General features: G+C 45.6%; 9 protein-coding genes and 1 CRISPR repeat array. Of the genes, 4 read left to right on the top strand and 5 right to left on the bottom strand.

Annotation, left to right across the window (positions count from 1 at the left end; genetic code table 11):
* Nucleotides 1–55 precede the first annotated feature (55 nt).
* Nucleotides 56–1,216, top strand: a complete 1,161-nt coding sequence (gene ldpA, locus V7K36_RS29100) for a circadian clock protein LdpA (RefSeq protein WP_335121132.1) — start codon at nucleotides 56–58, stop codon at nucleotides 1,214–1,216.
* Nucleotides 1,217–1,300: 84 nt separating this feature from the next.
* Complete coding sequence (locus V7K36_RS29095) at nucleotides 1,301–3,043, top strand: R3H domain-containing nucleic acid-binding protein (RefSeq protein ID WP_334947111.1); 1,743 nt, start codon at nucleotides 1,301–1,303, stop codon at nucleotides 3,041–3,043.
* A 632-nt stretch (nucleotides 3,044–3,675) separates the two neighbouring features.
* Here the strand turns inward: V7K36_RS29095 and V7K36_RS29090 are convergent.
* Complete coding sequence (locus V7K36_RS29090; protein ID WP_335121131.1) at nucleotides 3,676–3,972, bottom strand: hypothetical protein; 297 nt, start codon at nucleotides 3,970–3,972, stop codon at nucleotides 3,676–3,678.
* A gap of 137 nt (nucleotides 3,973–4,109) precedes the next feature.
* On the opposite strand from V7K36_RS29090, the gene V7K36_RS29085 reads away from it, so the two are divergent.
* Together V7K36_RS29085 and V7K36_RS29080 are read left to right on the top strand one after the other, a co-directional pair.
* Nucleotides 4,110–4,334, top strand: a complete 225-nt coding sequence (locus V7K36_RS29085; protein ID WP_335121130.1) for a hypothetical protein — start codon at nucleotides 4,110–4,112, stop codon at nucleotides 4,332–4,334.
* 588 nt (nucleotides 4,335–4,922) lie between these two features.
* Nucleotides 4,923–6,206 (top strand): glycerophosphodiester phosphodiesterase, encoded by a 1,284-nt coding sequence (locus V7K36_RS29080; RefSeq protein ID WP_335121129.1) that lies wholly within the window; start codon nucleotides 4,923–4,925, stop codon nucleotides 6,204–6,206.
* A 607-nt stretch (nucleotides 6,207–6,813) separates the two neighbouring features.
* Nucleotides 6,814–7,365: direct repeats of the CRISPR family, unit length 37 nt; unit sequence GTTTCCATCAACAAAATCCCCTCACGGGGACTGAAAC.
* 27 nt (nucleotides 7,366–7,392) lie between these two features.
* Here the strand turns inward: V7K36_RS29080 and V7K36_RS29075 are convergent.
* The 4 genes from V7K36_RS29075 to V7K36_RS29060 form a co-directional block, all read right to left on the bottom strand.
* On the bottom strand, nucleotides 7,393–10,515 hold the full coding sequence (locus V7K36_RS29075; RefSeq protein WP_335121128.1) for an efflux RND transporter permease subunit: 3,123 nt from the start codon (nucleotides 10,513–10,515) through the stop codon (nucleotides 7,393–7,395).
* A 313-nt stretch (nucleotides 10,516–10,828) separates the two neighbouring features.
* Nucleotides 10,829–13,951, bottom strand: a complete 3,123-nt coding sequence (locus tag V7K36_RS29070) for an efflux RND transporter permease subunit (RefSeq protein ID WP_335121126.1) — start codon at nucleotides 13,949–13,951, stop codon at nucleotides 10,829–10,831.
* Nucleotides 13,948–15,501: an efflux RND transporter periplasmic adaptor subunit gene (locus V7K36_RS29065; RefSeq protein WP_335121125.1), complete on the bottom strand. Its 1,554-nt coding sequence runs from the start codon at nucleotides 15,499–15,501 to the stop codon at nucleotides 13,948–13,950. The genes V7K36_RS29070 and V7K36_RS29065 overlap by 4 nt, the downstream gene beginning before the upstream one ends.
* 106 nt (nucleotides 15,502–15,607) lie before the next feature.
* Nucleotides 15,608–16,585 (bottom strand): RNA polymerase sigma factor, RpoD/SigA family, encoded by a 978-nt coding sequence (locus V7K36_RS29060; RefSeq protein WP_335121123.1) that lies wholly within the window; start codon nucleotides 16,583–16,585, stop codon nucleotides 15,608–15,610.
* Nucleotides 16,586–16,599 lie beyond the last annotated feature (14 nt).

The following is a 16,599-nucleotide window of genomic DNA, read 5'->3' as shown; positions in this document are numbered from 1 at the left end:
ATTTTTTGTTGATTACAGACTACTATTTTTAGTCACATAAACGCATAATAGAATAGTGACTGATTTGTTCGCCCCTTTACAATCTCTCAAACAAGGTCACTGGTTCAAGCTCATCTGCGGAGCCAGCTTCCAGCATTTGCCGGCAGTCAGAAGTTTAACGTTAGCCTATACTTTGGCGGGCGCTGACTGCATAGATGTCGCAGCTGATCCAGCAGTGATTGCATCGGCGCAAGCAGCGCTACAAGTAGCCAGAACTCTTACTAGGGATGCCCAAAAGCGAGGCTTTGACTACAAAGGCAACTCACCCTTTTTGATGGTCAGCCTGAACGATGGAGAAGACCCACATTTTCGGAAAGCAGAATTTAATCCTACTGAGTGTCCTACAGACTGCCTTAGACCCTGTGAACGGATTTGTCCGGCACAAGCAATCGTGTTTAACAATATAAAATCAGACTTTTCCGGAGTATTATCACAAAAGTGCTATGGCTGCGGTCGTTGTATACCAGCTTGTCCCTATAATATAATTTATACAAATTCATATATGTCAACGCCGGGAGCGATCGCGCCATTGGTAATGTCAACGGGAGTAGATGCCGTAGAAATCCATACAAAAGTCGGGCGGTTGGCAGAATTTGAACAATTATGGCAAGCAATTTCACCGTGGGCTAATCAACTAAAGTTACTAGCTATCAGTTGTCCGGATGGCGAGGGGATGACTGACTACCTGAGAGCAGTATATGATCTAATTGCCCCACTCAAGAGTGCTTTAATTTGGCAAACCGACGGTCGGCCGATGAGTGGTGATATTGGCGATGGCACTACAATAGCCGCGGTGAAATTAGGGCAAAAAGTTTTGGCAGCTAAGTTACCGGGATATGTGCAGTTAGCAGGCGGCACTAATAGCTATACCGTTGCTAAGTTAAAGGCAATGGGACTACTCAAAGAGGCAGAGGGGCAGGGGGCGAGGGGCAGAGGAGAAGAATTTTCCCCCCTGCTCCCTGCCCCCTGCCCCCCCCCCTCCATTTCTGGGGTCGCCTACGGTAGCTACGCCCGTGTACTGCTGTCACCGATTCTCGAACAGTTAGAGAATAAGGAGGTAAGTAACACCAATACAAAGGCGACTGGTAGCCTAGAAGAAGATAATAAATTACTTTGGCAAGCTGTAGAACTTGCCCATTCTCTCGTTTCCCAGATCAAGTCACAGCAGGAGCCTTAATCGCTCGTTACGGAAAATTACCCACGGCGGATTCTCCTGCACGTAAATGTCCTCGCTATCTCTAAAAACGTCACCATAGAAAGCATGACGATTACAGACGATCTCCAAAAGTTATTAGACATTTTGCCCCAAGACCTGCGACAAGCACTAGAGAGTCATCCCAAACGAGATAGTTTAGTAGAAGTGGTTTTGGATTTGGGTCGTCGCCCAGAAGCTCGCTTTCCCAATCAAGCTGAGTATCTGAGCGAAGTACCCGTTACTCAAGAACAGATAGATGATTGCATTCAACGAGTCGGAATCTTTGGCGGAGATAATCGGGCAGGAATTGAGCAAACTTTGCATCGGATCAGCGCTATTCGCAACCGCACCGGTAAGATTATTGGCTTGACCTGTCGCGTTGGTCGGGCAGTATTCGGAACCATTGGCATGATCCGCGATTTGGTAGAAACTGGTAAATCGATTCTCATGCTGGGGCGTCCAGGCGTGGGCAAAACTACTGCCTTACGGGAGATTGCCCGTGTTTTGGCGGATGATCTGCATAAGCGAGTGGTGATTATTGACACCTCCAACGAAATCGCTGGGGATGGTGATGTTGCTCACCCCGCCATTGGTCGCGCAAGGCGGATGCAAGTGGCTCATCCAAATCAACAGCATCAGGTGATGATTGAGGCAGTAGAAAACCACATGCCAGAAGTCATTATCATTGATGAAATTGGCACGGAACTGGAAGCTTTAGCGGCTCGTACCATTGCGGAACGGGGTGTACAGTTGGTGGGTACTGCCCACGGGAATCAGATCGAAAATCTGATTAAAAACCCTACCCTGGCTGATTTAGTTGGGGGTATCCAAGCTGTGACGCTGGGAGACGACGAAGCTAGACGGCGAGGCTCTCAAAAGACTGTTTTGGAGCGTAAAGCGCCTCCTACCTTTGAAATTGCGGTGGAAATGTTGGAGCGCCAACGCTGGACAGTACACGAAAGCGTTGCTGACTCAGTAGATAATCTGCTGCGGGGGCGTCAGGCTACTCCACAAACGAGAACCGTTGATGATCAGGGCAAAGTCGGTGTTACAAGGCAGTTAGCTGTTGTCAACGGTCGCGGTGGACATTTAGCCACAGTGGAAGAATCTTTCCCACCGGCGCGACCGTCTAATGGCTCTAATGGCTGGCGTTCATCTGGACAAATGGTAGCACTGCCGCAATTGCCAGTAGAGCGGGTAACAGGACGCAGTGAGTTTGACCGTTTGCTGGATGAATCTTTCAATTATTCTGAGAGCATTGATTTGGATGCTGCTACCAGACAGCCAGGTCCGAATGGTGAAGATTTGCCACTGCACGTTTACCCCTATGGCGTTAGCCGCCACCAACTGGAACAGGTAATTAGTGTGCTAACTTTACCTGTGGTATTGACAAAAGACATAGATAGTGCTGATGCAATTTTAGCACTGCGATCGCACGTCAAAAACCACGCCAAATTACGCCAAATGGCCAAAGCCCGTCATGTACCCATTCACATGATTAAGTCCAGCACGATTCCCCAAATTACCCGTGGTTTGCGGCGGTTGCTCAACATCGACGACCCGGAGATGGCGGACGACCGAGAACTGCAACTGTTTTTGCACAATGGTAGCGATGATGAGATGGATGCCTTGGAAGAAGCTAGACTTGCTGTTGAGCAAATTGTGATTCCGAAAGGACAGCCAGTGGAGTTATTGCCGCGTTCTCCCCAAGTCCGCAAAATGCAACATGAGTTGGTAGAACATTATCGCCTCAAGTCGCATAGTTTTGGCGAAGAACCAAATAGAAGATTGCGGATTTATCCGGCATAACCTCACCGAATTTTAGATTTTAAATTTTGGATTTTGTTGAAGCAGCGCGGTCTTGGGGGTTTCCCCTATGAGTGGCTGCACCAAGCCGTAGCGATTGAAGATTCAAAATCCAAAATTTAAACAGGTCTGATATTATAGCAACCGCCAAGGCAGTTAAGACGCTGTAGGAAGAAGATATTCTATGGCATCTCGGAGACAGTCAAATTCAATTAGTTGTTTACGAATCCGACTCTTCAACCATGATCAACATCGCTCAATTTTGTTAACGTCAGGTGAATAAGATGGCAAGTATTTTAAGTGACAGTCCGCCGCTTCAATTATAGAAACGGACAGGAAGCTTAGGACAACGATAAATTCACAATGTATCCTGTTAAGGGCGTCTACCACCAACTTGTCCTAACGGCTTTGGCGACTGCTATAAATCCTTAAGTACCCGGACAGAAATATTTACACATGGTTTTTAGTCTGAATAAAGGTTTCAGGTCTAATTTTGTGTAATTAATTCTGTCTTATACCAATTCTATATAAGGCTGCGCTTTATTCATGTAGGGACAATTCATGAATTGCCCCTACAGCCTGTAGTTTTGTATCAGTCTTATGGGCGCATCTTCAAACAGAAATGGTATTACTACTTAGTTATGCTCATCGTGGCGAATGGAACGGGAAATGGTATTTTCTCGGCGATTGAGTTGTTGTCGTTCACGACGATTTAAACGTCCATCTCTCAAGTCACGCCTCCGAGCCGCATTTAAAGATGCTTCTCTACGCTCCAATGAACGATATTCATGTTTGTTAATACTGCCATCTTTAACACCATGAGCAATCCGATGTTGCTGATTAACTTCCCGATGATAAACTTCTTGAGCAGAAGCTACTGTCGGCAAAAAAATTGCCGCCGCGCACATTGCAGCATATGCTAAACGTTTCATACTAATTTCCTCAAATAATTTTAGGAAGCAAGCGAGAAATCTAGATTTTTTCAATATCTCTAAATACTGGTGCTTGATATCACCACTATACTCACCTCTTTGCAAAAGCACCTGTGACTAAAGTCATCAGTCTGACCATGACTAAAGTCACTGTGTCTAGAGTGAGATCGCCGTGTTTTAAACGCTCATCCCCACTGGTGAGATGCTGCCAAGGTTCCTGGTGTTCCTACTTGGGTTATCAACGGCCATTACAGATTCTCTACAAGCAATTGCAAAAATCAACGCATTCAAGCGCGATCGCACTCTTAGCAACCGCTAACTCTTCCGATTGGGACTTAACCCTTAACGTGGTACAAGTATAGCAACCGCCAAGGCGGTTGCTATATGTCCGCCAGATTACCCATAATAAAAGAACCCCACTCCTTAATCCCCTAAGAGCCGGCGGGGAACTCGGGGCCCCCTCTGGGGATTCTACCGTGTATACACAAGTCTAGTTGGCAATCAAATGGACAGAAAAGAACGGAAAATTATTTTTAAAATCCTTGATTTTACGTTATGCCTCTATCAATAATCTGACACTATTGATAATCAACTTGATCAAATCAAAACCTTGCCCATTAAGGCTTGTATCTTACCAGGCAAGGATTTTAGGACTTGTGTATACACCGTAGCTCTGGGGATTAGGGGCAGGGAGACAAAACGCAGCTTTGGCGGGGTGGGGTTCTTGGGGTTTAATAAGCAATCAAGCGGACATGATATCAAGTTGTAAATCCAGTCCCGCAGAAGACAGCCAATTACAGAGTTTAAACTCTCCTAAACCTTGTTTTAACCTCGCAGTATCAAGCTATAAAGCGTAGATTTGCGAGGGTTGAAATATGCTTCGGCTCAAAGGTTATGTATTATTTCTTTGCTTTTTTCTAGCATTATCTGTTTCAGTCATTCTAGGGAGTATGAATTTTGTTCAGGCTATTGACAGCCGCAACCCAAAGCTTCCCAAGCTAAATACTCTATACGGACAAGCTCCGATAGTAATCGGTCATCGCGGCGGTGGAACTGGTTATCGTCCAGAACATACGGTGGGAGATTTTGGACGTGATTTGATTGGTTCTCACAACTTAGGAATTGAATTTGGTGCAGACTACATTGAACCTGATTTGGTAGTAACCAAAGATGGAGTCCTGATTGTTCGCCACGAACCTCTATTGGCAACAGTGAAAACGGATAACAATGGCAAGATTGTTTACGATGCTCATGGGAAACCTACTATCCAAGAAGCCACAACAAACGTTGCCGATGTTTCCGAATTTGCTAAACGTCTAACAACCAAAGTCCTTGACGGGAATCGTGTTACAGGTTGGTTTGCAGAAGACTTTACTTTAGCTGATATTAAGAAACTACGGGCAATCGAGCGCCTGCCCAAGATTCGTCCTCAGAATACTAAGTATAATGGTGTGTTTCAAATCCCTACTTTTGATGAAGTTATCAACCTTGCCAAACGCAGCGAAGCAAAAACTGGTCGGAAAATTGGTATCTATCCCGAAACCAAGCACCCAACATATTTTGCTGAAGCTGGTAAATATTTAGATGGCACTCCTATCCATGTGAATATTTCACAACTTCTGATTGACCGCTTGGTTGCCAACGGCTACACTAATCGCGATCGCATTTTTATTCAATCTTTTGAAGTCTCTAATCTGAAAGAATTAAAAAATAAGATCATGCCTGCTGCTGGAGTCGATATTCCTCTGATTCAGTTAATTGATAGCAGTAGCGCTCCTTATGACTTTATTTACCACAAGGTTCCTCAAACCTACGCTGATCTGATCACTCCTAAAGGGTTGACCCAAATTAAAACTTACGCAACTGGAATTGGCCCTGACAAACGGCTAATTGTGCCTGCGTCTGCACGATTGAATAACCAAGGTCAACCGATTGATATTAATGGAGATGGGCAGATTAGCGATGCTGATAAGTTCCTCGGAAAGCCAACTTCCTTAGTTAGTGATGCTCATAATGCTGGCTTGCTACTCCATCCTTACACCTTCCGCAGCGATTCATATTTTCTGTCCCCTGACTACCACGGGCAACCGCTTCTTGAGTTTGAACAGTTCATTAAGTTAGGAATAGATGGCTATTTTACTGACTTTGCTAATTTTGGATACGTTGCCAAGCAACAAGCGATACATGCTCCGGTGAACCTCAAAGAATTAGAATATAGGAACTTCCAAAAATAAAATAACCCATAGTAACGTTTACACTTCAACTACGGCAAATGACTGAGGAAGCGATCGCTCTTGCTCAAAAAGCACCTCTGATAACTACCAAGATCGAAAAACAGGTTAAGAGGATGTTTGAAAAGTATTATTGCTAACATCAAAGCATCAGGAACCTAACCCCCCTAGCCCCCCTTCCCTATGAGGGAATGGGGGTTTCAAAGCCTCTTGACCCTTCGGGGAGAGGAATGGAAGCGGGGTTTTTAGTATACTTTACGATTTTTCAAACATCCTCTAAGCTTGAAGAAGATTCGATAAGATTGTATGTACTTGATGGCGGGGTAATCAAGCGAACAATTATATCCAGTTCGGAAATTACTGGACAAAAGCAAACAATAGTTTTATGATTAGTGTATTAGCTTGATGTTTGGCAAGTCGAAGCGGGGGCTAAAACCCTGAGGTATCTGCCAAAATCGCCAGAACCTTGACAAATCAATAGCTACAGCGTTTCATAAAAGCGGGAAGTTGCAAATTACTTGCAATAAGGTAGGCTGGAATTGACCAAAATTTTCGATCTGCCAAAACTCTTGCCAGGAAGCTTGCTCTCGTTAGGTTTCAGCATGGAGCGGTTTCCATCAACAAAATCCCCTCACGGGGACTGAAACTTTTTTGCTGGACAAAACGCCTACAAGGCTTATGTAAAGTTTCCATCAACAAAATCCCCTCACGGGGACTGAAACTTCTAAGGATAACAGCGTACCTCCGGCAAAATGTGCGTTTCCATCAACAAAATCCCCTCACGGGGACTGAAACTTTTATGAGGGTCAATTCCGCTGCCATCTTTTAGGTTTCCATCAACAAAATCCCCTCACGGGGACTGAAACAAACACCCCCATATATTTGAGATTCAATATAACTGTTTCCATCAACAAAATCCCCTCACGGGGACTGAAACCAGTAATCATGGTTGATTTTTTTTGTTTGTGTGAGAGCCTAGTTTCCATCAACAAAATCCCCTCACGGGGACTGAAACATTAATCTTTCGACTTTATTGATGATGACAGTTTTAGGTTTCCATCAACAAAATCCCTTCACGGGGACTGAAACATTGCTTCATCAACTGCTGACTCCACTCCATGACGGGTTTCCATCAACAAAATCCCCTCATGGGGACTGAAACGATGCAGGACAGAGAATTCACACTCAGTCAGCTTACCTTGGGCTTTTTGAATAAAAAGCCGGAAAACTTAGGTTGGCCAAGGTTTTTCCGTAATGCCTCCATGTAAATGTAAAACACTGGAGTTAGATAGAGAGTCAATATCTGAGAGAACAACAATCCACCAACGATCGCAATCCCTAAAGGACGACGCGCTTCTGAACCTACCCCCGTGCCCAAAGCAATGGGCAATGTCCCAATTAAAGCTGCCATTGTCGTCATCATAATCGGGCGGAAGCGAGTCAAGCAAGCGGCATAGATGGCATCAAAGGAATTTTTCCCATCCTTTCGCTGTGTTTCAATGGCAAAATCCACCAGCATGATACCGTTTTTCTTGACGATGCCCACTAGCAAAATAATACCGATGAAAGAGTAAAGATTTAAATCAACTTGGAAAATCAGCAGTGTCAGTAATGCGCCAAAACCCGCCGAAGGTAGACCGGAAAGAATAGTGATCGGGTGAATGAAATCCTCATAAAGGATACCGAGAATCAGATAGATTACTACAATAGACACCAACAACAGCGCCCCTAAATCGTTGAAGGATTGTTGGAACGTTTGGGCTGAACCCTGAAAACTGGGGGTAATTGTTGAGGGTAGCAACTCACTGGCTACTTGCTTGATAGCATCTGTAGCCTGACTTAGAGACGTTCCTGGGAGCGTGTCAAAAGAGATAGTCGAAGAGGGGAGTTGAGCAACGTGAGTGACAGTGAGGGGTCCGACATTCTGGGTGATATTAGCGATCGCACTCAGGGGAATCAGTTTTCCAGTACTCGATTGCACATAAAGCATCGACAGGGCGCTAGGATCTCGCTGAAACTCTGGTTTAACTTCTAAGATTACATAAAATTGGTCATTTGGGGTATAGATAGTAGAAACTTGGCTGGAACCATAGGCGGCGCTGAGGGTTTGTTCAACTTGTTGGGCGGTAATCCCCAGAGTTGCAGCTTTGTTGTGGTCAATTTGGACTTGGATTTGAGGAGTGCTGAGTTGTAAATCGCTATCAACGTTCTGGAGTCCTGGTAGGGTTTTGACTTTATCTACAAGTTTAGGAACGTATTGGCGCAAGTCTTGCAAATTCAAGCTCTGCAAGGTGAACTGATAAGTAGAATTAGTTTGTTGTCCACCGATGGGAATAGCTGGCGGAGAGCGGAGGAATGTCTTAATCCCAGTTGTCCGTCTCAACTTCGGGGTTAATTCTTGAATGATTTGGTCAGCATTCAGTTGACGTTGAGAACGTGGTTTTAGCCGAATGGTAATTCGCCCGCCATTGACTGAACCGTTCGGGCCACTTGCACCCACAATTGAGTCAACTGCTTCAATGTTAGGGTCTTTACGAATGATATCAACAACCGTTTGCTGGTGACGCAGCATATCATCAAAAGAAATATCTTGCGCTGCTTTCGTGTTCGCCATTAATTGTCCGGTGTCTTCGGTAGGAATAAATCCTTTGGGAACGATGACGAACAGATAGACGGTCATTAGCAGCAGAATGCCAGAACCAATCAGTGTCATCAGGCGGTATTTTAAGACGGGCTTGAGCGTCCAATCATATCCCCGCAGTAGGAAATCAAATCCTCCTTCTAAGACTCGATAGAGCCGATTTGGTCTTTGGTGATGGGATGAACTTAAGAAACGACTGCACAACATCGGGGTGAGACTGAGGGAAACAAAACCCGAAACCAAAATTGCCACTGCGATCGTCACGGCAAATTCATGAAATAATTTACCGATTATTCCACTCATAAACATGATCGGGATGAACACCGCCACTAGGGAGAGGGTCATTGACAAAATTGTGAAACTGATTTCTTTTGATCCCTTCAATGCTGCGTCTAGGGGAGATTCGCCCATTTCCCGATAACGGACGACATTTTCCAACACCACGATCGCATCATCCACGACAAAGCCCACGGAGAGGGTCAACGCCATAAGTGAGATGTTATCTAGGGAGAAGCCCGACAAATACATCACAGCAAAAGTGCCAATGATCGCTACAGGTAGCGCCAAACTGGGAATCAGCGTCGCAGTGATGTCACGCAAGAATAAGAAAATCACCAAGATAACTAGACAAACCGAGAGAACCAAGGTAAACTTTACATCGTTGACAGAGGCTCGGATGGTTTGGGAGCGATCGTACATAATCCCCATCTCAATGGATTTGGGAACTTGTTCGCGGAGCGTAGGTAAAAGTTTCTGGATGGCATCAACGATATTTACCGTGTTAGCACCGGGTTGCGGCTGCACGGCGAGAACAACAGAATGGCGGTTTGTCACCTTGCGATCGCTATACAAATTCGAGACTTTGACGTTTTGTTCACTGTCAATTACGTCCCCCAAATCCTGGAGGCGCACGGGCGCACCATTCTTGTAAGTGACAATTAGCTGGCGATAGCCGGCAGCATCGGTGAGTTGACCGTTCGCCTGAATCGTATAACTTTTGTAAGTATCAGAGAGACTGCCGGTTGGCAAATCGACATTTCCCTGTTGAATTGCAGTTTTCACCTGACTTAGACCAATTCCCCTTGATGCCAACTCTCGCGGGTCAAGCTGGACGCGGACTGCATATTGCTGTTGACCAAAGACCTGTACTTGAGCAACACCATCAATCATGGAGATTGGCTGACCAACTGTTACCTCTGCGTATTCATCTACTGTCGAGATTGGCTGTGTCTCAGAATACATATAGAGGAAGAGAATCGGTGAGACAGACGGATTGACTTTGCGGTAGGTGGGCGGGTGAGGCATTCCGGCGGGCAGTTGTCCGGCTGCGGCTGAGATGGCTGCCTGCACATCTTTGGCGGCATCTTCCACTCTGCGGCTAAAGTCAAATTGTAGGGAGATGCTGGTGCTACCAGTTGAACTGGTGGAATTGAATGAATTGAGTCCGGCAATTTCGGTAAACTGTCTTTCTAGAGGTGCGGCGACCGAAGATGCCATTGTTTCGGGGGTGGCGCCAGGGAGACTAGCAGAGACAGATATAAAAGGATATTCAACGTTAGGTAGGGCGCTGATGGGTAATAGTAGATAACTCATCAGACCGAAGATGAGGATACCCATCATTACCAAGGTGGTCATGACCGGACGACGGATGAAGAGTTCTGAAAGGTTCATGGGTTTTGTTCTCCCAGAAATGTGGTAGCGATGCGATACGTTTAGGTTTAGGATTTAACTCTTTGTCAAAGTCAATTTTTTTTAACGAACCGCAAAGGACGCAAAGAACGCAAAGGAAGAGAAGGAAGAAATGCTTAACTGAAACTGTATTGAAATATAATGTCAACGTGAGTTTGATAAATGTGTGATGGGTGCAACGTCTTTATCTCTAATTTATAAACATCTCTAATGCCTCCTGAACTGCTTCTTGAACTTATCTATCTCTTCCTTTGCGCCCTTTGCGTCCTTTGCGGTTCGTTTAAAAAATTGAAAATCACGATCGCCCGCCTGAAAATGAAAATACCCGACGGAACTTAACTTGACTGAGCTTTTTCCGCCATGATTCCATATATATAAAGAACACAGGAGTTAAATACAGGGTCAATATCTGAGAAAACACCAGTCCGCCCACAACTGCAATCCCTAGAGGACGGCGGGATTCAGAACCAGCCCCAAATCCGATCGCTATCGGTAAGGTTCCCATTAGTGCTGCCATCGTCGTCATCATAATCGGGCGAAAGCGCACCAAGCAGGCTTGATAAATCGCTTCAGAGGGCTTTTTCCCTTCATTTCGCTGGGCTTCAATGGCAAAATCCACCATCATGATGCCGTTTTTCTTGACGATGCCCACTAAGAGAATGATGCCGATGAAGGAGTAAACATTCAATTCGACATGGAATATTATCAGCGTTAACAATGCGCCAAAACCTGCTGATGGCAAACCGGAAAGAATCGTAATTGGGTGAATGAAATCCTCATAGAGAACACCCAGGATCAGATAAATTACTAGGATAGCGATCGCTAACAATAAACCCAAACTCGGCAGTGAACTTTGAAATACCTGGCTTGCGCCCTGAAAGTTCGTGCTAATACTCGCAGGAATCACCTGATTAATCAGTTTTTCAATCTCTTCATTGGCATTTCCCAAGGACACACCGGGAGCGAGGTTAAAGGAAATAGTCGCGGCGTTCATCCGACCGTTATGATTAACCATTAACGGGCTGACTCCCTGAGATAGTTTGGCGAATGTCTTCAGAGGAACTGCGACTCCAGTACTGGAGTTAATGTATAATGTCAACAAAGCATTGATATTCTCCTGATACTGGGGTGCTAATTCCAGAATCACTTGATACTCATTGGTCGCTGCATAGATGGTTGACACTTGGTAGGAACCGTAAGCACTTCTCAAGGTATTTTCGATTTGCTCGGCAGTAATCCCATAAGTTGAGGCTTTATCGCGGTCAATGTCAATTTGGATCTTAGAAGCAAACTGTAAATCGCTGTTCACATCCTGGAGTTCTGTCAAGTTCTTCATCTTAAGAACAAGTTGGGGAACATACTCTTGCAAGGGTTTGACATCAGAACTCTGGAGCGCAAGTTGATAAAGTCCTGTGCTTTGTTGAGCGCCAATGGGAATCGCTGGGGGATTTTGTAAAAATACTTGGATACCTGGAACAGTAGCGAGTTTGATTCGCAAATTTTGAACGATTTCGTCGGCAGTAAGTTGGCGCTGCGATCGCGGTTTTAACCGAATAAACAAACTGCCGGAATTAGCTGCAACTGCTGCCCCACCGCCACTTCCACTCGCTCCCGCCCCGATATTGGAGTTGACTGCATCCACATTCGGATCTTGGCGGATCAGGTTAGCAACTGTCTGCTGATGCTGGACAAGATTATCGAAGGATGCATCCTGGGCTGCTTGGGTAATGCCTGTAATTTGTCCGGTATCTTCGCTAGGAATAAAGCCCTTGGGAACGATCACCAACAGCCCAACTGTCACCAGCAATAGAAAGCCAGATAAAATCATCGTGGTGCGGTGATATTTTAAGACTTTTTTGAGACTCCAATCGTACAAACCGAGGAAGCGATCGAATACATATTCGGAAGCTTGATATAACCGACTTTGATGGGCATGATCCACCGGACGCAGAAAACGGCTGCACAACATCGGAGTCAGACTCAAAGACACAAAACCAGATACGAGAATTGCAACTGCGATCGTCACCGCAAATTCATGAAATAATCGTCCCAAAACTCCACTCATGAACAACATGGGGATGAAGACTGCAACTAAGGAAAGGGTCATTGATAGGATGGTGAAACCAATTTCTCTCGACCCATTCAACGCCGCTTCTAGTGGACGTTCCCCCATTTCCATGTGACGGACGATATTTTCTAGCATGACGATCGCATCATCCACTACGAAGCCCACAGAAAGGGTCAACGCCATCAGCGACAGGTTATCTAGTGAGTAGTGCAGCAAATACATCACCGCAAAGGTACCAATCAGCGAAACGGGTAATGCCAAACTGGGGATTACCGTCGCCGAGAGGTTCCGCAAAAATAGGAAAATTACTAAGATAACTAAACCAATGGTGAGAATCAACGTAAATCTGACATCATCTACCGAATCTCGAATTGACTGAGACGCATCATAGAGAATCCCAATTTCCACGGATGCCGGAATCTGCTCTCGCAAATTCGGGAGCAATTTCTTAATCGTGTCTACGACTTGCACCGTATTGGTTCCGGGCTGTCTTTGAATGGTGAGAATAATCGCGCGGGTGTTGTTGTACCAGCTTGCTAACTTGTCATTTTCTACACTGTCAATGATCCGCCCCAGTTGATTGAGATAGATGGGCATTCCATCTTTGTAAGACACAATCAACTGACGATAAGCAGCCGCATCCTGGAGTTGCCCGTTAGTTTGGACTGTAAAATTCTTGTGATTTCCCGAAAGACTGCCGGTAGGTAAATCGACGTTACCCTGTTGAATCGCCGTCGCCACCTGATCTAGCCCGATTTGCCGCGTTGCCAATTGCTGCGGATCAAGTTGAATTCGAGCCGCATACTTTTGGGAACCGTAGACAGCTACCTGTGCCACTCCATTAATTGTAGATAGCTTTTGCGCCAGATAAGTCTCAGCATAATTGTCTACCTGGGAAAGGGGCAGAGTCGGAGAGTCGAGATAAAGGTAGAGAATCGGTTGATCGGCGGGGTTAACCTTGCTGTAAGTGGGAGGATTGGGTAAATCGGTCGCAATTTGCCCCGATGCTCCCGATATCGCTGCTTGCACATCCTGCGCCGCGTCATCAATATTCCGACTCAGGTTAAATTGCAGGGTAATTTGAGTCTGTCCCAGAGTGCTAGTTGAGTTGAGGGAATCGAGTCCCGCAATGCTGGAAAATTGCTTCTCTAGGGGACGGGCAACCGATGCGGCCATGGTTTCGGGGCTGGCTCCCGGTCGGGCGGCACTTACCTGAATTGTGGGATAATCCACACTTGGTAAATCGCTGATTGGCAACAAGCGATAACTCATGAAACCGAAGATTAAAATCGCCGCCATCACCAGAGTCGTCATGATCGGGCGGCGGATAAATGGTTCTGAGAGGTTCATGAATCACCTCCGCCTGACTTCGGAGATTCTCCCCCCTGCTCCTTGCCCCCTGCCCCGCTTCCTCTTCTAGACTTCGAGGAATTCCCATCTGTATTTGAATTATTGCCGGCTGTTTTGATGCGGATTTTGCTACCCGAAACGAGATTCGCTTGACCATCGGTGACAATTTTATCGCCTGGTTGCGGTCCTTTCTGAACCACATCTAACCCATCAATGCTGCTGCTAACTGTAACTGGAACATTTTCCACCGTCATGTCTGGCTTAACTACAAAAACAAACTGGCCATCCGGGCCATTCTGCACAGCTTGGGAGGGAACAACCGTTGCATTCGGTTGTTGAGTCAGCGTCAGCGTTGCGTTCACAAATTGACCGGGAAACAAGTGTCCTTGAGTGTTGTCAAAGTCGCCAATCAGTTGAATTGTCCCTGTGGTGTTATCGACCGTATTATTGACAAATGTCAAAGTACCTGGTATGGGATGAGCTTGATTATCCGGGAACGTCACATCTACCTTCAGCTTGCCATTCTGCATATACTTTTGTACCTGGGGCAGATTTGTTTCAGGAATGGAAAAAGCAACTTGAATCGGGCGAATTTGGGTCAGGGTAACGAGTGGAGTCGTGCTGTTAGCTTGTACTACATTGCCCAGAGTCACTAGAATATTGCCAGCGCGACCATCAATCGGGGCATAAATTTTGGCGTAAGATAATTGCACCTTGGTATTATCCAATGCTCCCTGGTCGGAACTGACAACAGCTTGAGCATTAGCGATCGCAGCTTGATCGCCTTTGACAACTGCGCCGGCATTAGTCAGCGCCACTTGATCGCTTTTCAAAACAGCCTGAGTATTAGCGATCGCTTCTCGATCTGCTTGCAGAGTTGCTGTAGCCGATTTGCTGTTGGAAACGTATTGCTGTGCTTGATCTAAACTAATCGCGCCCTTCTTATACAATGCACCATAGCGATCGCTCTGTCCTTGAGCAAATTCTGCTTGGGCTTGATCCTTGGCCAAAGTCGCTTGGGCTTGTCGCACTAAAGCTAGGTCTTTGATTAAAGTCGCCCTGGCTTGGTCTACCTGACCCAAGTCTCTAGTTAATGCAGCTCTTGCTTGTTGTACCGAGGCTTGATCTTTGGCGACAGTTCCTTGAGCTTGCTGGATTGCAGCAGCTTGCGATCGGTCATCCAGGGTAAACAAAAGTTGTCCCTTTTTCACATCTTGACCTTTCTTGAAATAAACTCCAATGATCCGTCCACTGGCTTCGGGCGTAATCGATACTGTAGACCCCGATTGGACATTGCCGATCGCCTGCAATTGTATCGGAACCGTTTTTTGTGTCACCATTGCCACAGTTACAGGTGTCACTTGCTGTTTATTACGCCCAGATTTTCCCGTTTTGTCTGTCTTGGCTGCACCCGCATGGATACCCAAAAAAACCAGCCCAGCCAGTACCATCACGCCCAAAATTACCAAAGTCATCTTTTTTGGCGATCGTCGGAGCTTCGGTTTTATAGTCTTCTCAGTCAAAGTCTCGTTAGCAATTTCATGGTTCATTAGAACCTCCAGTGGATTTTAGTCGGGGTTGAAATCCCCTGATGTAACTCTCTTCTCTACGAGACGCTACGCGAACAATTTTGAATGCGTGAATTTTGAATTGTTATTACTTACTTAACTGCTGATGTAGAAGGTTGAGAGCTTTTTTTTCGAGCTGCCGGACTCGTTCCCGACTAATACCCATACGCTGACTAATCTGTTCTAGAGAAAGTTCATTCCCGTCTGTCAATCCAAAGTGCAAATTTAATATTTCTTGTTGTTGAAGAGGCAGAATTGACAATAAATTTTCAACGTCCTGATTGAGAAATTCCTCGCTAGTATAACCATTATCAGAATGTCTGTAATCTTTGATTAAATCTTGTAATTGTGTATCTTTTTCTGGGCCAACTCGAATATCCAGCGAGATAGTTTTACGAGCCAAAAGCAGAAATTCTCGAATCTGACTAGGCTCTAAAGAAAGTGCATGAGCAATTTCCGTACTGGTGGGAACGCGACCCAGTTTTTGAGATAAATCTCGCTGAACGCGCTTAATTTTGTTTAACTTTTCATTGATGTGAATAGGTAATCGAATCGCGCGTCCTTGCTGGGCGAGCGCTCTGGTAATTCCCTGACGAATCCACCAGTAAGCGTAGGTTGAAAACTTGTATCCTAAAGCCGGATTGAATTTCTCAACCCCTCTCTCCAAACCCAAGCTACCTTCTTGAATTAAGTCCATCAGGTCTAAGTTACGTCTTTGATATTGCTTGGCAATTGACACCACCAGCCGGAGATTAGCCGCCATCATTTTTTGCTTGGCTTTTTTACCTTGATCTAGCTGCTGAAGTAGTTGCTGTTCACTTAACTGCATCTGGTTAGCCCATTCTGGCAGTGTGGGTGTACGCTTTAATTCCACAGCCAGTTTTTTTGATTCAGCAAGTATTGTGAGCATCTGCTGAATTTGTTGGGCAAAAAGAATTTCTTGCTCCGGGGTTAATAGAGGTATCCGTCCAATTTCTTGAAGATAGCTACGTACTGTATCAGTTGGAGATTGAGATGCTTTGCTTGTGTTACTAGCTTTGGTTTCTGGGAATGTTAAGTTACTCACAGTGAGTTAGCCTC

The organism is Nostoc sp. (assembly GCF_036919555.1).
In the GTDB taxonomy this organism is placed as follows: Bacteria; Cyanobacteriota; Cyanobacteriia; order Cyanobacteriales; family Nostocaceae; genus Nostoc.
The sequence above is the reverse complement of the archived record's forward strand: the minus strand, read 5'-3'. Positions and strand labels throughout refer to the sequence as shown.